The 24,085-nt window shown below is 72.8% G+C and carries 18 protein-coding genes; 5 read left to right on the top strand and 13 right to left on the bottom strand.

The genetic code is table 11. The features are described 5' to 3' along the window. The first annotated feature begins 49 nt into the window (after positions 1 to 49). Genes I4Q55_RS04355 through I4Q55_RS04365 form a run of 3 tightly spaced genes read left to right on the top strand, consistent with a single transcriptional unit; the run spans position 50 to position 3,114 of the window. Positions 50 to 1,195 (top strand): acyl-CoA dehydrogenase family protein, encoded by a 1,146-nt coding sequence (locus I4Q55_RS04355; RefSeq protein WP_206784699.1) that lies wholly within the window; start codon positions 50 to 52, stop codon positions 1,193 to 1,195. Next, the gene (locus I4Q55_RS04360; RefSeq protein ID WP_206784700.1) at positions 1,192 to 1,953 is read left to right on the top strand and encodes an SDR family oxidoreductase; all 762 of its coding nucleotides are present in this window, start codon (positions 1,192 to 1,194) and stop codon (positions 1,951 to 1,953) included. Before I4Q55_RS04355 ends, I4Q55_RS04360 begins: the two co-directional genes overlap by 4 nt. A gap of 9 nt (positions 1,954 to 1,962) precedes the next feature. Then, a complete protein-coding gene (locus tag I4Q55_RS04365; RefSeq protein WP_206784701.1) occupies positions 1,963 to 3,114 on the top strand; it encodes an acetyl-CoA C-acetyltransferase in 1,152 nt (383 codons plus the stop codon). Here I4Q55_RS04365 and fgd read toward each other — a convergent pair whose 3' ends face one another. From fgd to I4Q55_RS04405, 8 genes are all read right to left on the bottom strand, one after another. Then, positions 3,115 to 4,116: a glucose-6-phosphate dehydrogenase (coenzyme-F420) gene (gene fgd, locus I4Q55_RS04370; protein WP_206784702.1), complete on the bottom strand. Its 1,002-nt coding sequence runs from the start codon at positions 4,114 to 4,116 to the stop codon at positions 3,115 to 3,117. Positions 4,117 to 4,123: 7 nt separating this feature from the next. Beyond that, positions 4,124 to 5,179 carry a nitronate monooxygenase family protein gene (locus I4Q55_RS04375; RefSeq protein WP_206784703.1) on the bottom strand — a complete coding sequence of 352 codons (1,056 nt, stop codon included), beginning with the start codon at positions 5,177 to 5,179 and terminating at the stop codon, positions 4,124 to 4,126. Continuing rightward, the gene (locus tag I4Q55_RS04380) at positions 5,176 to 5,907 is read right to left on the bottom strand and encodes a CoA-transferase subunit beta (RefSeq protein ID WP_206784704.1); all 732 of its coding nucleotides are present in this window, start codon (positions 5,905 to 5,907) and stop codon (positions 5,176 to 5,178) included. The genes I4Q55_RS04375 and I4Q55_RS04380 overlap by 4 nt, the downstream gene beginning before the upstream one ends. Next, a complete protein-coding gene (locus I4Q55_RS04385; protein WP_206784705.1) occupies positions 5,904 to 6,767 on the bottom strand; it encodes a CoA transferase subunit A in 864 nt (287 codons plus the stop codon). Before I4Q55_RS04385 ends, I4Q55_RS04380 begins: the two co-directional genes overlap by 4 nt. Next, positions 6,757 to 7,497 (bottom strand): enoyl-CoA hydratase family protein, encoded by a 741-nt coding sequence (locus tag I4Q55_RS04390; protein ID WP_206784706.1) that lies wholly within the window; start codon positions 7,495 to 7,497, stop codon positions 6,757 to 6,759. The genes I4Q55_RS04385 and I4Q55_RS04390 overlap by 11 nt, the downstream gene beginning before the upstream one ends. Continuing rightward, on the bottom strand, positions 7,497 to 8,366 hold the full coding sequence (locus I4Q55_RS04395) for an SDR family oxidoreductase (RefSeq protein ID WP_206784707.1): 870 nt from the start codon (positions 8,364 to 8,366) through the stop codon (positions 7,497 to 7,499). Before I4Q55_RS04395 ends, I4Q55_RS04390 begins: the two co-directional genes overlap by 1 nt. Next, entirely contained in the window at positions 8,363 to 9,130 is a 768-nt protein-coding gene (locus I4Q55_RS04400) for an SDR family oxidoreductase (protein ID WP_206784708.1), read from the bottom strand. The genes I4Q55_RS04395 and I4Q55_RS04400 overlap by 4 nt, the downstream gene beginning before the upstream one ends. A 78-nt stretch (positions 9,131 to 9,208) precedes the next feature. Continuing rightward, entirely contained in the window at positions 9,209 to 10,423 is a 1,215-nt protein-coding gene (locus tag I4Q55_RS04405; protein ID WP_307793106.1) for a helix-turn-helix domain-containing protein, read from the bottom strand. 86 nt (positions 10,424 to 10,509) lie between these two features. On the opposite strand from I4Q55_RS04405, the gene I4Q55_RS04410 reads away from it, so the two are divergent. Beyond that, positions 10,510 to 11,247 carry a TetR/AcrR family transcriptional regulator gene (locus I4Q55_RS04410; RefSeq protein WP_206784709.1) on the top strand — a complete coding sequence of 246 codons (738 nt, stop codon included), beginning with the start codon at positions 10,510 to 10,512 and terminating at the stop codon, positions 11,245 to 11,247. Between the two features lie 179 nt (positions 11,248 to 11,426). Then, positions 11,427 to 12,086, top strand: a complete 660-nt coding sequence (locus tag I4Q55_RS04415; protein ID WP_206784710.1) for a cutinase family protein — start codon at positions 11,427 to 11,429, stop codon at positions 12,084 to 12,086. A gap of 42 nt (positions 12,087 to 12,128) precedes the next feature. On the opposite strand, the gene I4Q55_RS04420 is transcribed toward I4Q55_RS04415, so the two are convergent. The 5 genes from I4Q55_RS04420 to I4Q55_RS04440 are packed head-to-tail and all read right to left on the bottom strand — an operon-like array spanning position 12,129 to position 24,081. Then, positions 12,129 to 13,313 (bottom strand): lipase family protein, encoded by a 1,185-nt coding sequence (locus I4Q55_RS04420; RefSeq protein ID WP_206784711.1) that lies wholly within the window; start codon positions 13,311 to 13,313, stop codon positions 12,129 to 12,131. Positions 13,314 to 13,366: 53 nt separating this feature from the next. Then, a complete protein-coding gene (locus tag I4Q55_RS04425; protein ID WP_206784712.1) occupies positions 13,367 to 14,338 on the bottom strand; it encodes an alpha/beta hydrolase family protein in 972 nt (323 codons plus the stop codon). A 10-nt stretch (positions 14,339 to 14,348) separates the two neighbouring features. After that, the gene (locus tag I4Q55_RS04430) at positions 14,349 to 15,926 is read right to left on the bottom strand and encodes an acyl-CoA carboxylase subunit beta (protein ID WP_206784713.1); all 1,578 of its coding nucleotides are present in this window, start codon (positions 15,924 to 15,926) and stop codon (positions 14,349 to 14,351) included. Further along, entirely contained in the window at positions 15,926 to 22,339 is a 6,414-nt protein-coding gene (locus I4Q55_RS04435) for a type I polyketide synthase (protein ID WP_206784714.1), read from the bottom strand. The genes I4Q55_RS04430 and I4Q55_RS04435 overlap by 1 nt, the downstream gene beginning before the upstream one ends. After that, positions 22,336 to 24,081, bottom strand: coding sequence for a fatty acyl-AMP ligase (locus I4Q55_RS04440; protein ID WP_206784715.1), 1,746 nt, complete (start codon positions 24,079 to 24,081; stop codon positions 22,336 to 22,338). Before I4Q55_RS04440 ends, I4Q55_RS04435 begins: the two co-directional genes overlap by 4 nt. Between the last annotated feature and the right edge of the window lie 4 nt (positions 24,082 to 24,085).

Here is a 24,085-nt window from a genome sequence, read left to right on the forward strand (position 1 = left end):
GTTCTCATTACCCTAGGTGCCGGACCGGCCCGGCAGCAAGGAGGCGTGGGTGGAACCGTCGCGATTCCGCCGCGAGGTCGCGGACTGGCTCGCCGACAACCTGACCGGCGAGTTCGCCCGGCTGCGCGGTCTCGGCGGGCCGGGGCGGGAGCACGAGGAGTTCGACCTGCGCCTGGCGTGGGAACGTCACCTCGCCGCGGCCGGCTGGACGTGCGTGGGCTGGCCCGTCGAGCACGGCGGCCGAGGCTTGTCCCTGGCAGACCAGGTGGCGTTCCACGAGGAATACGCCGCTTCCGGCGCCCCGGCGCGGGTCAACCACATCGGCGAGCAGCTGCTCGGGCCGACGCTGATCGCGTTCGGTACCCCGGAACAGCAGCAACGGTTCCTGCCCCGGATCGTCGCCGTCGAGGAGCTGTGGTGCCAGGGCTACTCCGAGCCCGGCGCCGGTTCCGACCTCGCCGCCGTGTCCACCACGGCCGTCCTGCGCGACGGCGAGTGGGTGATCAACGGCCAGAAGATCTGGACGTCCCTGGCGCACGTGGCCGACTGGTGCTTCGTCGTCGCCCGCACCGAACCCGGCTCGCAACGCCACCACGGCCTCTCCTACCTGCTGGTGCCGTTGCGGCAGGACGGCGTCACCATCCGGCCCATCCAGCAGCTCACCGGCACCTCGGAGTTCAACGAAGTCTTCTTCGACGACGCCCGCACCCCCGCTGACCTCGTCGTCGGCGAACCCGGCGAGGGGTGGAAGATCGCCATGGCCACGCTCGGCTTCGAACGCGGCGTCTCGACGTTGGGCCAGCAGATCGGGTTCCGCCGCGAACTCGACGACATCACCGCCGAGGCGAAGCGGCTGGGCACCTACGACGACCCGCTGCTGCGCGCCGACCTCGCCCGCGCCCGCATCGGCCTCCGCGTGCTCCGCGCCCACGCCCTGCGCACGCTCGGCCAAGCCGCCGGACCCGAAGTCGCCGTCGGGAAGCTGCTGTGGGCGCAGTGGCACCGCGGGCTGGGTGAACTCGCCATGCGGGCCCGCGGTGCGCGATCGATGGTCGCCGACGGCACCGAACTCGACGAGTGGCAGCGGCTGTTCCTCTTCACCCGCGCCGACACCATCTACGGCGGCAGCGACGAAATCGAACGCAACATCATCGCCGAGCGCGTCCTCGGCCTACCCCGAGAGGCCCGCCCGTGATCCCTGTCTACCCGCCCGGCCACGACCTCCTGCAGGGGAAAGTCGTGGTTGTCACCGCCGCCGCGGGCACCGGCATCGGGTCGGCCGTCGCGAAACGCTGTCTCGAAGAAGGCGCGCACGTCGTGATCAGCGACTGGCACGAGCGGCGGCTGAAGGAGAAGGCCGCCGAGCTCGGCGCCGTTCACGCGATCCCCTGTGACGTCACCCAGGAAGACCAGGTCCAGGCCCTCATCGACGGCGCCGTGGACCACTTCGGCCGCGTCGACGTCATGGTCAACAACGCCGGCCTCGGCGGGACGAAATCGGTCATCGACATGACCGACGAAGAGTGGTCACGCGTCCTGGACATCACGCTCAACGGGACCTTCCGCTGCACCCGGGCGGCGCTCAAGCAGTTCGTCGCCCAGGGCGGCGGCGGGGCGATCGTCAACAACGCCTCCGTCATCGGCTGGCGCGCCCAGGCCGGTCAGGCCCACTACGCCGCCGCCAAAGCCGGGGTCATGGCGCTGACCCGATGCTCCGCGCTGGATGCCGCCGAGCACGGCGTCCGGATCAACGCCGTCGCCCCCAGCCTGGCCATGCACCCGTTCCTGGCCAAGGTGACCAGCGACGAACTCCTCGAAGACCTCACCAAGCGCGAAGCGTTCGGCCGGGCCGCCGAGCCGTGGGAGGTCGCCAACGTCATGGTCTTCCTCGCCAGCGACTACGCCAGCTACCTGACCGGCGAAGTCGTTTCCGTCAGCAGCCAGCACCCCTAGGAGTCCCCCGTGCCCGAAGCTTTCCTCCTCGACGCGGTGCGCACCCCCGTGGGCCGGCGCGGCGGCGCGCTCTCCGGGTGGCACTCCGCCGACCTCGGCGCGCACGTCATCAAGGCCGTCGTCGAGCGCGCCGGCGTCGACCCCGACCTGGTCGACGACGTGATCCTCGGCTGCACCGACACCCTCGGCCCGCAGTCCGGCAACATCGCGCGCACCGCGTGGCTGGCGGCCGGCTTCGGCGACCACGTGCCGGGCGTGACGGTCGACCGGCAGTGCGGGTCGAGCCAGCAGGCCGTGCACTTCGCCGCCCAGGCCGTCATGTCGGGCACGCAGGACCTGGTGCTGGCCGGCGGCGTGCAGAACATGAGCCGCATCCCGATCAGCGCGGCGATGCTGGCCGGCCGCGAACACGGCTTCGACGACCCGTTCTCCGGCTCGAAGGGCTGGCAGGAGCGCTACGGCAGTGTCGAGGTCTCGCAGTTCCGCAGCGCCGAGATGATCGCCGAGCACTGGGACATCAGCCGCGCGGACATGGAGGAGTACGCGCTGCGCAGTCATCAGCGGGCCCTGGCCGCGATCGACGAAGGCCGGTTCGACGCGGAAACCGTGCCGGTGGAGGAGTTCCGGCACGACGAAGGCCCGCGCCGGGACACCAGCCTCGAGCGCATGCGCGGCCTCAAGCCGCTGAGCGAGGGTTCGCGGCTGACGGCGGCGGTGGCCAGCCAGATCTCCGACGGCGCGAGCGCGGCGCTGCTGGCGTCGGAGGCATTCGTCAAGGAGCACGGCCTGACGCCGCGGGCGCGCGTCCACCACCTGTCGGTGCGGGCGGCGGACCCGGTGTGGATGCTGACCGGCCCGATCCCGGCCACCGCGTACGCCCTGCGCAAGAGCGGGCTCACCGTCGCCGACATCGACCTGTTCGAGGTCAACGAGGCGTTCGCCAGCGTCGTCCTGGCTTGGCTGGACGAAACCGGCGCGGACCCCGACCGGGTCAACGTGAACGGGGGCGGGATCGCCCTCGGCCACCCGATCGGGGCCACCGGCACCAAGCTCCTCGCCACGCTCCTGCACGAGCTGGAGCGCCGCGGCGGTCGTTACGGGCTGCAGACGATGTGCGAAGGCGGTGGCACCGCCAACGTCACCATCGTCGAACGGCTGTGATCAGCCGAGGGCGCGCAGCTTCGGCAGGACGTCCTCGGAGAACTGGGTCAGGAACCGCTCCTGGTCGTGGCCCGGGCCGTGGAAGACGAGGTGGTTGAGCCCGGCGTCGAGGTACGGCTTGATCTGGGCGACGGCCTCGTCCGGGTCGGACGCCACGATCCAGCGCTTGGCGACCTGCTCGATCGGCAGCTCGTCGGCCAGGCGTTCCATCTCCTCGGCCGAGGACACCGTGTGCTTCTGCTCGGCCGTCAGCGACAGCGGCGCCCAGAACCGGGTGTTCTCCAGAGCCTTCTCCGCGTCGCGGTCGTAGGACATCTTGATCTCGATCGTCCGGTCGATCGTCTCGGCGTCGCGCTCCGCGGCCTTCGCCCCTTCGACGACCGCCGGCATCAGCTTCTCGGTGTAGAGGTCCATGCCCTTGCCCGAGGTGCAGATGAACCCGTCGCCCGACCGGCCCGCGTACTTGGCCACCACCGGGCCGCCCGCGGCGACGTAGATCGGCACCGGCTGCTCCGGCCGGTCGTAGATCTTGGCGTTGACCAGCTGGTAGTAGTCACCCTCGAAGTTCACGTTGTCGCTGGTCCACAGCTCACGGATCAACCGGATCGACTCCCGCAGCCGGGCGAAGCGCTCCTTGAACTCCGGCCACTCCCGCCCCGAAACGGCGATTTCGTTGAGCGCCTCACCGGTGCCGACACCGAGGATCATGCGGCCGTTCGACAGCAGCGACATCGTCGCGAACGCCTGCGCGATCACCGCCGGGTTGTACCGGAACGTCGGGGTCAGCACGCTCGTGCCGATCTGCACCCGCTTCGTCCGCTCGGCGACCGCCGGCATCCACGCCAGCGCGAACGGCGCGTGGCCGCCTTCGTGCCGCCACGGCAGGAAGTGGTCGGACACCCACACCGAGTCGAGGCCGACCTCTTCGGCACGCACGGCGTACTCGACCAGGTCCCGCGGCCCGAACTGCTCCGCGGACGCCTTGTAACCGACCTTCAACACCGCTTCCTCATCCTCCCGTTTGCCGGCCGAGGCGCTGCAGGATCTCACCTGCCTCGGCCACCGCGCCCTCGACGATCTGCGCCACCGTGGGCAGGTCGTGGATCATGCCCACCACCTGTCCCGACGCTAGCACTCCCGCGTCCGTCCGGCCTTCGACCAGTCCCGCCCGCAGCAGCATCGGGGTATTGGCCGCCATGACCAGCTGGCTCCAGGTCAGATCGTTGCCGTGCTTCATCGCGAAGCCTTCTCGCAGCATCGCAACCGGGGACAGGCCGGTGATATTCCGGAAGCGCAGCGCGTTGCGCGCGGCCTGCGCCAGGCCGCGGAGCCGGCCGGTGCGTTCGAGCTTCTCGACGAGCTCGGTGCGCAGCACGCGGTGCGGCAGGCCGTCGACGCGGCGGGTGACGACCGTCCCGGTGAGACCCTGCTCGAGGTAGAGGCGCTTCACCTCGTCGGGGACCGTGCTCTCCTTGCTCAGCAGGAACCGGGTGCCCATCGCCACCCCGGCGGCGCCGTAGGCGAGCGCGGCGGCGAGCCCGCGGCCGTCGAAGAAGCCGCCGGCGGCGACGACCGGGATGTCGACGGTGTCCAGCACCGAGGGCAGCAGCAGCGTGGTGGCCACGCCCCCGGTGTGCCCGCCGCCTTCGCCGCCTTGGACGATGACGGCGTCCGCGCCCCAGGCGGCGACCTTCTCGGCGTGCCGGGCCGCGCCGACCGACGGGATCACGACGATCCCGTGGTCCCGCAGTTTCGCGATCATCTCCTTCCGCGGCGCCAGCGCGAAGGAAGCGACCTTCACGCCTTCGCGGATCAACAGGTCGACGCGCTCGCCGGCGTCGGCCGCGTCGGCGCGGAGGTTGACGCCGAACGGCTTCTCCGTCCGCTTCTTGACCTCCGCGATCGCCGCCTCCAGCTCGCCGAACGTCATCGTGGCCGACGCCAGGATGCCGAGCGCCCCGGCTTCGGCGGTCGCCGAGACCAGGCGCGGCCCGGCGACCCACCCCATCCCGGTCTGCACGACCGGGTGCTCGACCCCCACCAGCCGGGTCAGGGCCGTCTTCACGCCGGAACTTCCTTGTCCCGCAGGCTCTTCGGGTCGACGACCTCGCGGACGAGCCGCAGTTCCTCGTCCGTCGGTTCCCGGCTGGTCCCGGTGCCGGTGAAGTCGATCTCGAACGTCGTCGCCGCGGCGACCTCGTCCCGGGTGACGCCGGGATGCAGGGACACCGCCCGCATGGCGTGGTCCGGGCCGCCGAAGTCGAACACGCCGAGGTTGGTGACGACCCGGTGGACGTCGTGGAACTTCTGCGCCGACGGCCCGGCTTTGGCCGCGTTGTCGTAACCCACGCCCGAGACGACGTCGACGCTTTCGACGAAGACCCGCGCGGAGTGCCGGGGCACCCAGTAGCTGGTGCGGTGGTTGACCGTGTTGCCCGGCGCGCCCCGCACCCCGAGGAGCTGTTTCTTCGGGCGGGCGTGGTCGCCGATGGCGGAGATGTTCTGGTTGCCGTACCGGTCGATCTGGTTGGCGCCCATCACGACGTGCCGTCGCCCGTGCGGGACGATCGTGTCCAGCATCTTCCGGAACGGCTGCCACCCCTCGACCACCCCGTCGGTGGTCATCAGGTAGGCCTCGCCGTCGGACATCAGCAGGTCCGGCTCGAACGTCAGCCGCGCGAGCCTGGCGCCCAGCTGCGGGATGAGGCCCATCGGGCTCGCGACGATTTCGCCGTCGCCGCGGAAGACCTCGGCCATCGCCACCACGACGATCTCGGCCCGGGTCGCACTCATGCCGCCTCCGCCTCGAACTTGTCCACTTCGGACAGATAGGTGCCTTCGTCCGCCGACAGGAACCGGTCCACGAACTCCGGCCACGCCGCCAGGTCCTTGGCGCAGGCCGCGTAGTGCCGCTGGAACCGCTCGTCCCGGCCGTAGTCCGGCACCGCCGTCGTGAAGTGCGCCCCGCGCGGCGCCTCGACGACGCCGGCCACGCTGCCGCGGTTGAGCAGCAGCGACTGCACCGGACTGCCCGCGGTCAGCTCGGCCGTCTCGACGACCTTCTCCACCGACACGAAGCACCGCTCCGCCGCCAGCCCGAACAGCTCGTCGAAATAGGGATCCGGCCCCAGGTACTGGACGTTGCCGCGGGCGTCGGCCCGGTTGAGGTGCAGCAAGGCCACGTCCAGGTGCTGCGCCGGGACCGCCACCAGCTCCTCGCCGTCCTCGTACGGTGAGCGGACCGTGCGGAGGCCGGGGTTGGCGCGCATCACCTCCGAGCCGAGCCCGGCCCGCGTCGGCAGGAACGGCAGCCGCTGCGCCGCCGCCGACAGCGCGGTCCCGAACATCCCCTCGTCGTATTCGGTGACCTCGATCGCCCCGGTCTCCCGGGCGCGGCCGAACCAGGGGTCGAACGGGATCGAGTCGAGGGTGACGAACCCGAACACGACGCGCTTCACCTTCCCCGCGGCACACAGCAGGCCGACGTCCGGGCCGCCGTAGGACACGACGGTGAGGTCCCGCACCGGGCTGCGGAGGATCGCGCGGACCAGCGCCATCGGCTTGCGCCGGGAACCCCAGCCGCCGATGCCGATGGTCATGCCGTCCTTCAGCTCGGCCACCACGTCGTCGGCGGTCGTGCGCTTATCGGCCATTCAGGAACTCCTCGCGAGCCTCGTCGGACGCACCCAGCAGGTTCAGCTCGAACGTGAACCCCTGCTCGAAGCGGTAACTGCGGTGCACCTGCTGGGTGTCGATGCCGTTCAACGCTTCCTTCGCCGCCCGGATCACCCGCGGATCCTTCTTGGCGATGTCCCGCGCGACTTCCAGCGCCGCCTCGTCCAGCTCCGCGCGCGGCACGACCTGGTAGACCGAGCCGTGCGCGTGCAGCTCGGCGGCGGTGATCTTGCGGGCGGTGAAGTACAGCGTCCGCATCAGGTGCTGCGGAACCAGCCGGGCAAGGTGCGTCGCCGCGCCCAACGCTCCCCGCTCCACCTCCGGCACCCCGAACGTGGCATCTTCGGAAGCGACGATCACGTCGGCGTTGCCCACGAGCCCGATGCCCCCGCCCAGGCAGAAGCCGTGCACCGCGGCGACCACCGGCACCGCGCAGTCGTAGACAGCGCCGAAAGCCGCGTAACAGCCCCGGTTCGCGCCGACCAGGGCGTCATAGCCGGCGCTGCGCTGGATTTCCTTGATGTCCACACCCGCGTTGAACCCGCGGCCCTCCGCGCGCAGGATCACCACGTGCACGTCGGGGTCCCGGCCCGCCTGCGTGATCGCGTCGGCCAGGTCGAACCAGCCCTGCACCGGCAGCGCGTTCACCGGCGGGAAGTCGACGGTGACGACCTCGACGTGGCCGTCACGCTTGGTCAGGATGCCCATCAGCTCGCTCCGTAGACGGGTTCGGGCTCGGGCGCACGCTCGAGCAGCTCCTTCACCACCGGCCCCAGCTCGGCCGGCTCCCACCGCTCGCCCTTGTCCACGACCGGGCCGTGCCGCCACGCCTGCGCCAGCGAGACCTTTCCGCCCTCGACCTCGAAGACGCGCCCGGTGACGTGCGAGGACTCCTCGCTGCCCAGCCAGACGACCAGCGGCGAGACGTTCTCCGGCGCCATCGCGTCGAAGCCGGAGTCCGGCCGGGCCATCGACGCGAAGACGCTCTCGGTCATCCGGGTCCGGGCCGCCGGGGCGATCGCGTTCACGGTGATCCCGTACCGCGCCAGCTCGGCCGCCGCCACCACGGTCAGCCCGGCGATCCCGGCCTTCGCGGCCGAGTAGTTCCCCTGGCCCACGCTGCCCAGCAGCCCGGCACCCGAACTCGTGTTGATCACCCGCGCGCTCGGCGTCCGCCCGGCCTTCGCCTCGGCCCGCCAATGTTCCGCGGCGTGCCGCAACGGCGCGAAATGGCCCTTCAAGTGGACCCGCACAACCGCGTCCCACTCGTCCTCGGCGAGGTTGACCAGCATCCGGTCCCGGAGGAACCCCGCGTTGTTCACCAGGACGTCCAGCCGCCCGAACTGCTCGAGCGCCGTGCCGACGAGGTCGCGGGCACCGGTCCAGTCGGCCACGTCGGAGGTGTTCGCCACCGCGTTTTCCCCGATGGCCCCGGCCACTTCGGCGGCCGCGCCGGCATCCACGTCGTTCACCACGACCGAGGCGCCCTCGGCCGCGAAGGCCAGCGCGTGCGCCCGCCCGATGCCCCGCCCGGCCCCGGTCACCACGACCACCCGGCCCTGGCACAACCCGCTCACGAATCCTCCCGATGGTTGACGTCCGCCGCGGCGAGGAACGCCGGGACCTCACCTCCGCCGTGCACGCGCAGCGTCGCGCCGGAGACGTAGGAAGCCAGCGACGAGGCCAGGAACGCGGCGCAGTGCCCGACTTCCGCCGGCTCGGCCAGCCGCCCGAGCGGCACGGTCTTCCCCACCGCCTCGACCGCGGCCTCGCTCCCGTAGTGCAGGTGGGCCTGCTCGGTCCGCACCATCCCGACGTCCAGGGCGTTGACCCGCACCTTCGGCGCCCACTCGACGGCCAGGCTCGCGGTCAGGTTGTCCAGCCCGGCCTTCGCCGCACCGTAAGCCGCGGTTCCCGGCGACGGGCGCGTCCCGCTCACGCTGGAGATCATCACGATCGACCCGCCGGAATCCTGCCGCTGCATCACCGCGTTGGCGTGCTGCGCGACCAGCAGCGGGGCCAGCAGGTTGAGCTGCACGACCTTCTCGTGCAGCCGCGGCGACGCCTCCGCCGCCGGCACGTACGGTGCCCCGCCGGCGTTGTTCACGACGACGTCCAGGCGCCCGTGCCGCTCGACGATCCCCTCGACCAGCGCCGCCACCTGCGTCTCGTCGCGGACGTCGCACGCGGCGAACTCCGCCTCCGTGGGCGCCGCCCGCCGCGCGCAGACGACGACGTGGGCGCCGTGGGCCAGGAACACCTCGGCAATGCCCCGGCCCACGCCGCGGACGCCGCCGGTCACGAGCACGACCGTCCCGGCCAGGCCCAGCTCCGTCTTCACCGGCACACCACCTTCCGCCCCCAAAACTAGAACATGTTCTCGCCGGGGACAAGGTCGGGAGCCGGGCCGGGGAGCGTCCTACGTCTCGGGAGAGGAGAACTCGTTCCGGGCGGTCCGCAGGCCCGACGCGCGCAACGCGGCCTGCATGGCGAACCGCGCGTCGGGATCGTCGAGGCGATCACCGAAGGCCTGCTTCAGCTGCCGCACCCGGTAGCGGACCGTCTGCGGGTGCACCGAAAGGTCGACCGCGATCTTCTCGGAGTTGCCGCCGTTCTGCAGCCAGGACAGCAGGGTCTCGCCCAGCCGGCGGCGCGTCCGCTCCGCGAACTGGTCCAGCGGGGCCAGCTCCCGCCGGGCGACCTGCTCGGCCAGCGGCGAGTCCGACAGCAGCCACAGCTCCGTCAGGTGGTCGGTGCACCACGTCACCGGCGTGTCCGGGAGCGCGCCGTCCGCCACCAGCCGCAGCGCGGTGCGCGCCCAGCGCAGGGAGTGCGCCGCCGCGCTCAGGTCCGTCGGCGGCCCCACCGCCACGCGTGTGCCGAGCCGCGTCAGGGTCTTGGCGTCCACCGGGGCAGGCAGCAGCAGGTACGGCTGGGGTGGATCGAGGTCGGCGAGGACGTCGGATCCCCACGACGTGCCGACCGTCGTTTCGGCGGCGACCGCCGCCACCTCGCGGGGCACCGGCCAGCCCGCCGCGGCCGCGAGCTCGGTGAGGACCGCGTCCGGGATCGTGCCCGGCCCGATCAGCAAGCGCAGCAGCCGCCGCCGCAGGCCTGCCCGGGTGCCCTCGATCTCCGCCCACGCCTCGCGGTGGCCGCGGCTCGACATCCGGGCGAGCTCGTCGGCGTAGCCGAACAGCATCTCGGCCAGCTGCGCCATGGCCGCCGACGACAGCCGGTGCCGCCGGCCCAGCCGCATGATCCAGCGCCAGCCGACGCGGGTGCCCACGCGGTAGGCCGCCTGCAGGTCGTCGAGGGTCCGGCCCTCGCGGGCTTCGCCCGCGCCGAGCCGGCGGCACGTCTCGTACAGCCCGTCGCGCGAAGCCAGCGGATCCTCGACGAGGTCGACGAAGAGCTCGACGGCGCACTGGACGGCGTGCCGGGTCATGCGGCCGTAGGATCCGTCGCCCGGCCGGGCGTAGACCGGGACCGCCCGCAGGACCTCCCGGACGATTCCGTCCACCAGCGCCGGCAGGGCCGGACGCATGAGCGCGGCCAGCTCTCTGCGCCGGACGACTTCTTCGCCGACGTCTCGGGGCGCCGGGACCGGTTGCCGAGCACTGTCGCGGGACACCAGGCTTCCTCCACCGGGGACGGCGATCGCAGCTCGTTCGGTGCTTTACCGGACAGTAAAGCAAGGAGTCCGTACAGTACACCTCCATGAGCCGGCAGAGTCCCCCTGATCGATCCAGCGCTCGCCGCAGCCCCGCCGCCCGGCCCACCGACGACGAGCTGCTCGACGCCGCCCGCGCCGTGTTCGCGGAGCGGGGCTACGCCCAGGCCACCATGGGCCTGATCGCCGACCGCGCCGATTCCACGAAGCCCACCCTCTACGCGCATTTCGGGGACAAGGCCGCGCTTTTCCGCACCACCGTCCGCCGCGAGGTCGCCGCGTTGCGCGCCTGGGTGCTCAACGCGCACGAAACGGCGAACACGCGCCCGCTGGAGGAGCGCGTCCGGCTTTCGGTGATGGCCATGTTCGCCTACGCCGGAGCCCACCCGGAAAGCTTCCGGCTGCTGTTCGATTCGGCCGTCGACGAGATGTCGAACGAGCGCCGCGCGCTGGCCGATTCCATCACCACCCACGTGATCGGGCAGGTGCGCGACCACCTGCTCGCCCACGGCCGCCCGGCCGGCCCCGGCGCGGAGCTGCTCGGGGCGATGATGGTCGGCCTGGTCGGGCGGGCCGCGATGCACGTCTCCCACTCCCCCGGGCTCGACCCGATCGCCGCCGGCGAGCTGGCCACCGGGTTCGTCATGGCCGCGCTGCGCGGGCTCGACCCCGCACTGCTGGAGCGCCTCGACCGTCCTGCGGGGGTTCCGGGTGGCGAAGCCCCCGGCCCGGGGCGAAGCCCCGGATGGCACAGCCCTGACCGGGCCGGGCAGTGCGCCACCTGAGCGTCCACACCGGACCGTTTGTCACCGGCTGAACAATTCCCGGCATCCCGGGAAACCACCTCTTGCCGGGCTCGGCAACCACTGCGACGCTGCGATAACCGCAAGCGACGCACGTATTTCCGCTCCCACGGAAACCGCTTGCCGACCCCCTTTTCCCACACAACGAGGTGTGATCAGCCATGATTCGCGTCCCCAAGAAACGCCTGTCGTCCGCCGCGGCCGCCGTCGGCCTCGCCGTCGCCGGGCTCACCGTGGCCGCCGCACCGGCCGCTTCCGCGGCGCCGTGCACCGACATCGACGTCCCGGTGGCCCGCGGCACCGGCGAACCCGGCACGCTGGGCATCATCGTCGGCGACCCGGTCTTCTCGGCCGTGCAGAACCGCCTGCGCCCGCGGTCGGTCAGCAGCTACCGCGTCGACTACCCCGCCGACCTCGGTCAGCCCGCCTCGGTGCAGCGCGGCAACACCGACCTGGTCAACCACATCCGCACGCAGGCCGCGGCCTGCCCCCAGCAGCGCTTCATCCTCGTCGGCTACTCCCAGGGCGCGAACGTCGTCGACAACTCGATCGGCATCAGCAGCGCGGGCGCGATCGTCGGCGGCCCGATCGTCGCGACCATCCCGGCGGACCTGGCCCCCCGGATCGCGGCAATCCTGTTGTTCGGCAACCCGATCCGCGCGATCGGCCGCTCGGTCACCGGCACGTACCAGAGCCGCACGAAGGACTACTGCGAGTCCGGCGACCCGATCTGCCAGGCAGGCGGCTTCAACATCCTGGCCCACCTGAGCTACGGCGACGACGCAGGCGACGCGGCCGCCTTCGCCGCGGGCAAGGTCTGACGGAACGCGTGGGGCCACCTCGAGGTGGCCCCACGTGTGTCCTCAGCAGTTCACCGGAGCCGGTTCCCCGTTGAAGCGCTTGACGATCCACTGGTGCGCGTCGGCATTGCCGGCGAGAATGCCACTGGCGTGCTCGGCCAGGTAGGTGGTCCACTGCTCACGGACCCCGGCCGCGCAGTACGCCCGGTGCAACGCTTCCGCCTGCGGGGTGTTCACGATCTCGTCGACGCTCGCGTGGTACTGGAACACCGGCACCCGAGGCGGATTCGCGCCCAGCTTGTTCTGCGCCAGCCGTGCCTGCCACTGCGGCGTCCCCAGCGGGTTCGACGTCGTGAAATCGCTGATCTTCTTGAAGGAATAGTTCAGCAGCAGTTCCGCGGTGCACGCGTTCTTCTTCGCGTCGGCCAGCTGCTGACGGCCCGTGTCGTTGAGAAACGAATCGAGCTTCAGGTCCGGGTAAGCCGCGTCGAGGCCGACCGCGGCGAAGGCCAGGAACCCGAAGCCGAGGTAGCCGTCGAGGCCCTTCGAGACTTCCGTCAGGTCGGCCGGCACGCCACCGGCGACGACGCCGACGACGTTCAGCTCCGGCGCGTACGTGGGCTGCTTCTCCCCGGCCCACATCGAGCCACCGCCGCCCTGCGAGTAACCCTGGAAAATCACCTTGGCACCCCGGGAAAGCCGGGTGGCCGGCAGGTCCTGCGCCGCCCGCACCGAGTCGATCACCGCCGGGCCCATGGACTGCCCGGTGATGTAGGTCGGCACGGTCGTCGGCGAATAGCCCTCGTAGTCCGTCACCGCGACCGCGTAGCCGCTCGAAAGCGAGTCGTTGATCGCGGGCTGGTCGTACAGCGTGCCGCGTTCCATCGCCTTCGACGCCGTGCACTTGAACGCCGGGCCCTGCGTGCCCACGGCGTAGCCGATGATCGGCGCCTTGGCCGGGTCCACGCCCTTGGGCACGAGGATAGTCCCGGTCACCGCGTTGCGGTTCCCGAGCGCGTTGGTCGACAGGTACATGACCTGCCAGGCGTCGGCGTTGAGCACGTTCAGCAGCGGTACCGAGGGCCGCCAGCGGATGACGTCCCCCGGTTTCCCGGCCGGGAGCGGCGACGGCGGGGTGTAGAACGAGTCGTCGAACGGTCCGGGCAGCAGCGGCGCCGCGCCGGCGGGCGGGCTCGCGGCCGCGACACCCAGCGCCACCAGGCAGCAGGTCAGGAGCGCCGAAAGCACGGCACGACAACGGGCAGGCTTCACCACAACCTCCAAACGGGGAAAGGAACCGCTCAGGCCGGGAGGCCGAGCGCGCCGGCGAGGACCGGCCAGGACTGGTGCAGGGCCCGCTGCCAGTACGGCCAGCTGTGGGTGCCGGGCCCGTAGTAGTCGACGGTCACCGGGATGCCCGCGGTCCGCAGGCGGTCGGTGAAGCTGCGGGAGGACATTTCCGCCGTCGACTCCAGGAAGTCCGCCTGGTTCGGCGGGTCGAGCGGCCCCGTCTGCCCGTTGCCGCAGGAGACGTAGAGCGCGGTGCCGCGCAGCTGGTCGACGTGGTCGTACGGGTTGTTGGCCGTCCAGAGCGTCTTCAAGCCGAACGCGTCGCCCCAGAGGTTGAGGTAGTTGTAGAACCCGGCGCGCGCCAGGATGCCGATGATCCAGACCGGGAGCCCCGGGTACAGCGTGTTCGGCACCCCGCTGTAGGAGGCGGCCGCGCCGAACATCCCCGGGTGCTTGAACGCGTACGCCATCGCGCCGTACCCGCCGATCGACAGCCCGGCGACCGCGCGGCGCGTGCCGCCGCGGTAACCGCGCTCGACGATCTGGCGCACTTCGGCGGTGTGGAACGTGTCCCAGTCCGGGGTGTTCCAGAGGCCGAGGTTCCACCACTTCGTGTACATCCCCGCCGCCCCGTCCGTCGGCATCACGACCAGGACGTCCTTGGCCGCGGTGAACGCCTTGACGTCGGTGAACTGGTCCCACGAGCGGTAGTCGACCGGCTCGCAGCAGCCGTGCAGCAGGTACAGCACCGGCCAGGTCCGGGTCGGCTGCGCCGCCCAGCCGGACGGCACGATCAGCCGCACCATCCCGGTGGTGCCCAGGGCAGGCGAGCTGATCCGCAGGTCGACGGTCCGGGCGTCCACCCAGGTCTCCTGGACGACTTTCGCACCGTCGTCGGCCACGGCCGGGCTCGCCTGGGCCGGCGCCACGGCACCGGCGAGCAGGAGGACGACGGACAGCGCCAGCAAGGCGATCCGCTTCATTGAGGACTCCTCAGAGGGGGATGTTTCCGTGTTTCCGGGCCGGCAGGCTCTGGCGTTTGGTGCGCAGCACCCGCAGCGCCCGCGCCACCTGGAGGCGGGTCTGCGACGGCGGCACGACCTGGTCGACGTAACCGCGTTCGGCGGCCAGGTAGGGGCCGCCGTGGCGCTTGCGGTACTCGTCGGTGAGCCGCCGGTGGGCCGCTTCCCGCTCCTCGGGCGGCAACCCGGCCAGCTCACGCCGGTAGAGCACGCGCGCCGCGCCTTCGGCACCCATCACCGCGATCTCCGCGGTCGGCCAGGCCAGCACGGCGTCGGCGCCGAGGTGCTTGGAGCCCATCACGGCGTAGCCACCGCCGTAGGCCTTGCGGACCACCACGGTCACCTTCGGCACGGTCGCCTCGGCGTAGGCGTAGATGAGCTTGGCGCCGCGGCGGATGATCCCGGCGCGTTCCTGGCCGGTGCCCGGCAGGTAGCCGGGGACGTCGGCCAGGGTGAGCAGCGGGATCGAAAAGGCGTCGCAGAAGCGCACGAACCGAGCGGCCTTCTCCGAGGCGTCGATGTCGAGCACCCCGGCCTGGTGCCGCGGCTGGTTCGCCACGACGCCGACCGTGTGGCCCTGCACCCGGGCGAAGGCGCAGATGATGTTGGGCGCGAAGGCACCGTGCACTTCGGTGAACTCGCCGTCGTCGACCAGTGCGGCGATCAGCTCGGCCATGTCGTAGGTCTGGTGCGGCGAGTCGGGCACGAGCCGGTCGAGCTGAAGGTCGGCGGCGGTGAGCCCGGCGCTGGTGTCGTCGGCGTAGGCGGGCGCGGGGTCAAGGTTGTTGGCGGGCAGGTAGCCGAGCAGCGTCTTGACCCAGTCGACGGCGTCCTCCTCGTCGGCCGCCCGGTGGTGGGCGTTGCCGGCGACCTCGCTCTGCACGGCCGCGCCGCCGAGCTCCTGCGCGGTGACGTGCTCGCCGGTGACGGCGTGCACGACGTCCGGGCCGGTGACGAACATGTGCGAGGTGTCGTCGACCATCACGGTGAAGTCGGTCATCGCGGGCGCGTAGACGGCGCCGCCGGCACACGGGCCCATGATCATCGAGATCTGCGGGACGACCCCGGAGGCGTGCGCGGTCCGGCGGCCGAGCTCGGCGTAGTAGGCCAGCGAGACGACGCCTTCCTGGATCCGCGCGCCGCCGGAGTCGTTGATCCCGACGACCGGGCAGCCGATGCTCATGGCGAGGTCCATCAGCTTGAGGACCTTTTCGCCGGAGACCTCGCCGAGGCTGCCGCCGAAGACGCTGAAGTCCTGGGAGAAGACGCAGACCTGCCGCCCGTCGACGGTGCCGTGCCCGGTGACGACGCCGTCGCCCCACGGCCGGTTCGTGTCCATCCCGAACTCGGCGCACCGGTGCCGCGCGAACTGGTCGAGCTCCACGAAGGACCCGGGGTCCAGCAGCAGCCCGATCCGTTCCCGCGCGGTCAGCTTGCCCTTGGCGTGCTGCCGGTCGACGGCCCGCTTTTCGGCGATCCGCACGGCTTCGTCCTGCCGGGCGGCGAGATCGGCGATCCGGAAGGCGGTGGTCGGGGTCAGTTCGTCCATCACCGCACCACCGCCCCGAGCCGCTCGGCCAGCACGTTCACGTGCGGCGGGTCGATCATCGACACGTGGTCGCCGGGCACGCGCACGACTTCGAGGTGCGCGCAGTGGGCATCCCAGCCGAGGGTGTCGTCGGTGCGCAGGTAGCGGGGGTCGAGCGCGGTGGTGAGCGGGTGCGGTTGCTCGGCCCGCAGCAGGACGACACGGCCGTCGTAGGCCGGCGGTGTGTACCGCTCGGCCACCCGCGCGTCCACATAGGACTCGTATTGGTGTTTGAGGACACCGTCACCCAGGTCCGGCACCTGCTCGGCCAGTTTGGTCATGACCCACCGGATCTGGTCGTCCTCGTCCAGTTTCGCGAGATCCGCGCGGGGCACCGCGAAGGGCACGCCGTAGGTGCGGGAGATGTGGTCGGCGAACCGGTCGAAGCGGTCCAGCAGCTCGTCCGCCGGTGTGCCGGTGGCGGGCAGCGGCAGGATGGTGTCGATGAGGAAGACGAGTTCGGTGCTTTCCAGGTGACGCGCGGTCTCGTAGGCGAGACAGCCGCCGAAGGACCAGCCGCCCAGCCGGTAGGGACCGTGGGGCTGGATGTCCCGGATCAGCTCGGCGTACCGGGCGGCTTTGCTTTCGACGGTGCTCCGGTCGTCGAGCCGTTCGAGCGCGTAGACCGGCGGGCCTTCCGGGAGCAGCCGGGCGAGTTCGCGGTAGACGTTGGCGGTGCCACCGGCGGGGTGGAAGAGGAAGACGGGCCCGGCGACGCCATCGCGCAGAAGGCGCACGGGCCCGCCCCCGTGGCCTTCGAGTTCGGCGCGCAGGAGATCGGCCATCGCGGCAACGGTGGGGGTGGCGAAGAGTAGGTTTTGATCGGGAACGGCGGCGAGGTGTTCGGCAAGGGCCGCCCACAACTGCCGGGCCTGGGCGGGGTCGCCGCCGAAGTGCTCGTGGACGTTCGGTTCGGCCCCACCGAGGACGGCACGCCAGTGCCGGGCGACCCAGCGCTCGGCGGGATCCCGCGGCCCGGTGACCACGGAGGAGGCGGCCCCGCCCCGCTCGGCGGAGGCCCGCCCGACGGCGCCGCCCGGCAAAGCCGGCCTGTCGGCCGCCTGCCCGGCGGGGTCCCGAACCCCGGCCGCCGCCGGCCCAGCCTGCGCGTCCGCCCCGAACCCGGCCTGCTCCGCAAGATGCCCGGCCAGCTCGGCCAAACTGGCCCCCCGCAGCAGCAACGGTATCGGCAACGGCAGCCCGAAGTCCCGTTCCACCGCACCCCGAGCCCGCATCGCCGACAGCGAATCCAGCCCCAGCCGCGTCAACGGCACCGTCCGGTCGACCTCCGCCAGCCCCAGCAGATCCGCCACCAACCCCGCCAAGTGGTCACCGATCGCCGCGCGGGCCGCCTCCGGTGTCCCCGTACGCAGCGCGCCCAAACCGTCCCATGTGGACGGTGGCGCCGCCGGCGAGAACAGGCCGAAGAACGGCCGCTCCCCCAGCCGCGGGAAGAGCTCCAGCACCGTCCCCGCGTCCACCCGGGCCACCCCCGTCGCCGCGCGGTCGCGCGCCAGCACGAACTCCAGCGCCGACAACGCTTCCTCCGTGCCGAGCGGGGCGAGCACCGGGTTGGCCGACCCGGCCGCCGCGCCCACCTCACCCCACGCACCCCAGCCGATCGTCGCCGCCGGGAGGCCCTGGGCGCGGCGCCACGCGACCAGCGCGTCGGCCCACGCGTTCGCTGTCGCGTACGCCGCCTGGCCCGGCGAGCCGAACAACGCTGCCGCCGACGAATACACCAGCCACCAGTCGAGGTCGTGTCCGGCCGTCGCCTCGTGCAGGCGCCAGGCACCCAGTGCCTTCGGGCGCCAGACGGCCTCGATCGCGTCGGCGTCGAGGCCGATCGCGGCGCCGTCGGCCAGGACGCCGGCGGCGTGCAGCACCCCGCGCAGCGGCACGCCCCCTTCGACGGCCACCGCGACCAGGGTCTCGGCCGTGCCCGGCGCGGCGATGTCGCCCGGTACCACCCGGACGTCGGCACCCAGCTCGCCGAGCCCGGGATCGGCGGCGTGCCTGCTGTTCAGCACCAGCCGCGTCGCGCCGCGCGCGGCCAGCCACTTCGCCGCCGCCAGGCCGAGGCCGCCGAGGCCGCCGGTGATGACGTACGCGCCGTCGCGGACCGGCTCCCGCAACGGGTCACCCGGAGCGGGCCGGACCAGCCGCCGCGCGTACCGCACGCCGCCGCGCCAGGCGATTTCGTCGTCCGGCCCGTCCGCGCGGACCTCGTCCCGCAGCCGGTCGGTCCCGTCGACGTGGCTCACCCGCAGTTCGGGGTGCTCGAACGCCAGCACGCGCACGAGCCCGCGCAGCGCGGCGAGCCCGGGATCGCCCCGCTCCCCCGGCTCGACGGCGTGCGCACCCGTGCTCACCAGCCACAACCTCGGCGCCACCGGCAGTTCGGCCAGTTCGGCGACGACGCCGGACAGCGTCTCGACCAGCCGTGCGCCGCGCGCGGGATCGGGCTCGCCCGCGCCGCCGAGCAGGGCGAGGACCGCGGCCGGTTCCCCGTCGCGCAGGAGTTTCGCGAGTTCGGGGCGGTCGCCGAGGCGGGCGGTCCGGACGTCTTCACCCGCGAACTCCCGGTCGTCATCGGACAGCACGATCCACCGGTGTGCGCGGGGGCGCCCCCCGTTTTCCACTCTACCGGCCGGCACCGACAATTCCGGTGCCGCGGGCAGCGGCACCGGCTGCCAGGCCGCCTCGAACAGCAGCCGTGGCAACGCCGCGTCGCGGAAGGGGCGGCAGTAGACGTCACGGAACTCGACCAGGACGACGTCGGCGTCGTCGACCAGCTGAACGCTGCCGAGCACGCCGTCGCCGGACTCCTGGAGCACGGCGTCCACCCGCACGCCGCGGCGCGGATCGCCGGCGACCACGACTTCGCCCACGCTGAGCGGCAGGTACAGGGCGTCCGCCTCGCCGACGGCCGCGGCCAGCGCGTGCAGGCAGGCGTCGGCGAGCGCCGGGTGCAGCACGTACGCGGGATGGTCGCTTTCCGGCTGCGCGATCGACGCCGACGCGCGGCCGGGCGCGGCGACCACGCGACGCAGGCCGCGGAAGGCCGGCCCGTACGACTGCCCCAGCTCGGCCAGCGCCCGGTAGACGTCGACCTGCTCCCCGGCGGTTTCCCCGAACGGCGCCGACGGCGTGCCGCCGGTGCCGATCCTCGCGGTGGCGTGCCGGACCCACGACCCGGCTCGCGTGTGGACGCTCAGCTCGGTCCCGCGCAGCGTCGTCGTCACCTCGGTGTGCTCGCCGAGCGGAAGGACCTCCCGCAGTTCGAGGTTCTGGACGCGGCCGCCCGGACCGGCGGCCGCGAGCGCGAGTTCGAGGAAACCGGTGGCCGGGAACACCGGGACGTCCCGGACGGTGTGGTCGGCCAGCCACGGCAGCGCGGCGGTGCCGATGTCACCGCGCCACAGGTGGCCGCCGCCGGGGTCCTCGATGTGCACGCCCAGCAGCGGGTGCGTCCCGCCGGCGCGGACGGTCCGGCGCGGCCAGAAGCGCTCGTGCCGCCAGACCGGGCCGGGCAGCTCGACCGGCGGTGTCTGCGGGCGGCCGGCCAGCACGCCCGGCCTGCCCAGCACGTGCAGCCGGGCGAGGCTGGTCAGGAACGCCGTCCGCTCGTCGACCCGGCGGCTCGCCGACGGCAGCCCGAGCACGCCGGACTGCTCGATCGCGGCCAGGGCCACGGGGTGCGGCGAGATTTCGACGAAGACGGCGTGCCCGTCGGCGGCCGCCGCGGCCAGCGCCTGGCTGAACCGCACCGGGCGGCGCAGGTTCGCCGCCCAGTACTCGACGTCGAAGGTGGGCGGAGCGTCGGAAACGCTGCTGTAGCAACGGATTTCGGGCGCCGTCGGAGTCAGCCCCGCGATCGCGGCGCGGAACGGGCCGAGCACCGGCTCGACGGCGGCGGAGTGCCCGGCCCCGCCGACCGGCAGCCGCCGGGCGAGCCTGCCGAGACCTTCGGCGTGCGCCACCACGGCCTCGACGCTCTCGGCGGTCCCGCTGACCGTGCACTGGGTCGGCGAGGCGTAGACGGCGATGGTGACGTCGGGGAACGCCGCGAGCTCGGCCGGCGTGAGTTCGACGACGGCCATCGCCCCACCCCCGCGTTCGTCGAGTCCGGCGAGCAGCCGGGCGCGGGCGGCCATGACCTTGAGCCCGCCGGCGACGTCGAGCGCCCCGGCCACGACGGCGGCGGCGACCTCGCCCATCGAGTGCCCGAGCACGGCGGCGGGGACGACATGGTGAGCCCGCCAGAGCGCGGCGAGGGCGAGCTGCATCCCGAACAGGGCGAGCTGGGTGGCGGCGAGGTCGGGAAGGTCGTGCTCGAGGGCTTCGCGCAGCGAGAACCCGGCTTCGGTGCGGAAGACGGGATCGAGGGCGTCGATTTCGGCCCGGAAGGCGGGTTCGGAGCGAAGCAGCAGGCGCCCCATCCCGGACCACTGCGAGCCATAGCCGGAGAAAACGAAGACGACCCCGGCCGCACCCAAGCGCCCCAAGGTGGCCTTCGGTGCATCCAACGCACCCAAGGCGGCCTTCGGTGCATCCAACGCACCCAAGGTGGCCTTCGGTGCGTTGAGCGCACCCAAGGCCACATTGGGGCGCTCCACGCCGGCGGCCAGGGCTCGCAGCGCCTCGGCCACTTCGTCCCGGCTCTCGCCGACCACCGCGCCGCGCACCGGCAGGTGCTCCCGCCGGTGCGCCAGCGTCGCCGCGACCGCGGCCAGTGGCACCTCACTCTCCCCGAGCCAGTCCGCCAGCTCGCCCGCCCGCGCCCGCAGCACGTCCGCCGACCGGGCCGACAGCGCGAACACCTGCGGGCCACCCGCACCGGCCCGGGGCGGGAAGGCCGCCGCCGGCCACTCCTCCAGCACGACGTGCGCGTTCGTCCCGCCGAACCCGAACGCCGACACCCCGGCCCGCGCCGTCCCCGAATAACGCGGCCAGTCCGTCCCTTTCGCCACCACCCGCAACGCCGTGAAGTCGATGTGCGGGTTCGGCTCGTGGAAGTGCAGGCTCGGCGGCACCCGCCGGTGCGTCATCGCCAGGACCACTTTGACCAGCCCCGTGATCCCGGCCGCGCCTTCGAGGTGGCCCAGGTTGCTCTTCACCGAACCGATCAGCAGCGGACGCCCGGGCGCCCGGCCGGTCCCGAGCACCGCCGCCAGCGCGCCCGCCTCCAGCGGGTCGCCCAGCGGTGTCCCGGTTCCGTGCGCCTCGACGTAGTCCACAGAGGACGGATCGACGCCGGCCGTCGCGTACGCGTCGCGCAGCAACCCCGCCTGGGCGTCGGGATTGGGCGCCGTCAGGCCGTTGGACCGGCCGTCGGAGTTCACCGCGCTGCCGCGGATCACCGCCAGCACACGGTCACCCCGCGCGGCCCGCAGCGGCTTCAGCACGACCACCCCGCAGCCCTCGCCGCGGGCGATCCCGTCGGCGGCGGCGTCGAACGGCTTGCACCGCCCGTCCCCGGCCAGCACCCCGGCCCGGTGGAACCCGGCGGTGATGCCCGGCGAGAGCAGGACGTTCACCCCGGCGACCAGCGCGAGCTCACTCTCGCCGCGGCGCAGGCTCTGCACCGCCTGGTGCACCGCGACCAGCGACGACGAGCACGCGGTGTCCAGGGTGAGACTGGGCCCGCGCAGGTCGAGCAGGTACGACAGCCGGTTCGCCGCGATGCTCGCCGCCGCGCCGGTGCCGGACCAGACGTCGACACCCGCGACGTCGGTCATCGTCAGCGAGCCGTACTCGGTGGCCGACAGCCCGACGAACACGCCGGTCCGGCTGCCGCGCAGGGTGGACGGCGGGATGCCCGCGTGCTCCAGCGCCGCCCACACCACCTCCAGGAGGATTCGCTGCTGCGGGTCCATCGCCGCGGCCTCGCGCGGGGTGATGCCGAAGAACCCCGCGTCGAACCCGGCGACGTCGGTGAGGAACCCGCCGCGCGACGGCACGCCGGCCAGGTCTTCGGCCGGGACGAAGGTCTCCCAGCGGCCTTCGGGGACGGCGCCGATGCCGTCGCCGCCGGAGTCGAGGAAGCGCCAGAACGCTTCCGGGGACTCGATTCCGCCCGGCAGGCGGCAGCCGAGGCCGACGACCGCGATCGGCTCACCGTCCTCGGGCAGTGGCACGGACACCGTCGCGGAATCCACATCGGACAGGTGATCGGCCAGCGCGGCGATCGTCGGGTACTGCCACACCAGGGTCGGCGGCAGCGGGCGGCCGGCGAACTCGCCGAGGTCGGCCGCCAGGATCGATGCGTCCCGTGAGGACAGTCCGGTCTCGTGCAGGGGCCGGTCGACGTCCCCGGTGCCGAGGCGCGCGATCAGCCAGGCGCGGATCGCCGCGGCGTCCGGCGCGCTCATCCGAGCCGCCGCGCGGTGAGCGCACCGTCCACGTAGGACCGGTGGCAGCGGGCGCGGCTGATCTTGCCGCTGGAGGTGCGCGGCACCTCGCCCGGGGCCAGGAAGACGACGTCGTGCAGGCGCAGGCCGTGTCCGGCCGACACCGCCGCCCGCAACGCCGCCGCGACCTCGACGAGGTCGGCGTCGGTGCCCTTCGCGCGTTCGAGGACGACGACCGCGGCTTCCCCGTCGTCGCCGCCGATCGCGAAGGCCGCGGCCGAGTGCGGCCGGACGGCCGGGTGTTCCTCGACGGTCTGCTCGATGTCCTGCGGGTAGTGGTTGCGGCCGTCGACGACGACCAGGTCCTTCAGCCGGCCCGTCACGAACAGCTCGCCGTCGAAGACGACGCCGAGGTCGCCGGTCGCCAGCCAGCCCTCCCCGGTGACCGGATCCAGCGGCGGCCTGCCGAAGGTGGCCACCGACTCCTCGGCCCGGCCCCAGTAGCCGCGGCCGACGTTCGGGCCGCTGACCCGGATTTCGCCGACCTCGCCCGGTTCGGCGGGCTCCCCGGTCACCGGGTCGGTGACGAGCACCCGCTGACCGACCGGGCGGCCGCACGAAACCAGCGTCGTGGCGGACGGGCCCGGGTCGGCCGGCACCGCGTGCCCGGCGGCCAGCCGGGCCCGGTCGAAGGTGACCTGCCGGGGCGGGCGCCCCGCGTCCGTCACCGAGACCAGCACGGTGGCCTCGGCCAGGCCGTAGGAGGACCGGTGCACCTCCGGCCGCAGCCCGCATTCCGCGAAGGCCGCGTGGAACTTGGCGATCGTGGCCGGCAGCACCGGTTCGCTGCCGTTGATCAGCGAGACGACCCGGCTCAGCTCGAGGTAGACCTTGTCGGCTTCGGTGACGCGGGACGCGCAATAGGCGTAGGCGAAGTTGGGGGCCGCGCTGATCGCGCCGGGGCTGGCCGAGAGCGCGCGCAGCCAGCGCACGGGCCGTTCGAGGAACGCCAGGGGGTCCATCAGGACCGCGGCCAGGCCGCCGGCCATCGGCGCGCCGATGCCGAGGATGAGGCCCATGTCGTGGAACAGCGGCAGCCAGCTGACCGCCGACGTCGTCCCGCTTTCGGCGCCGTAGGCGGCACACGCCTGGCGGGCGTTGGCGACGACGTTGCGGTGGGTCAGCACCACCCCGGCCGGCGAGCGCGTCGAGCCGGACGTGTACTGCAGGTACGCCGGGGCGTCCGGATCGGGCTCGGGCCAGTCACGCGCCGCGGCCGGCGGCACGGCGTCGACGTCGACCACCACCGGGTCGACCGGGGAACCGGCGAGGAACCGCGTGACCGCCTCGTGCTCCCCGGCCGTGGTCAGCACCACGCGCGGGCCGCAGTCCGCGAGCGCCGCGGCCAGCCGGCCCGCGTGCCCGGGCAGGCCCGGCGCGAACAACGGCACGGCGATCAACCCGGCCCGCAACGCACCGAGGAACGCGACGACGTAGTCCGCGGACTGCCCGGCCAGCACCGCCGCCCGCGCCCCCGGACCGGCCACTTCGGACAGCCGGGCCGCGACCGCGTCGACCCGCGTGTCGAGCTCGCGCCAGGTGAGCGTGACCGCCCGGCCGTCCGCGCCGTGGCGGTGGTCGAGGTGGGTCACGGCGATCCCGTCGCCGAGGCGGCGCGCCCAGAGCCCCAGCAGGGTCGCGAAGGACTCGCCGACGGCAGCGGGCGCACCGGTGCCGGGAACCGGCTGGGAAATGGTTTCCATGCAT

The sequence above is a fragment of the Amycolatopsis sp. MtRt-6 genome, from assembly GCF_017308975.1.
GTDB lineage: Bacteria > Actinomycetota > Actinomycetes > Mycobacteriales > Pseudonocardiaceae > Amycolatopsis.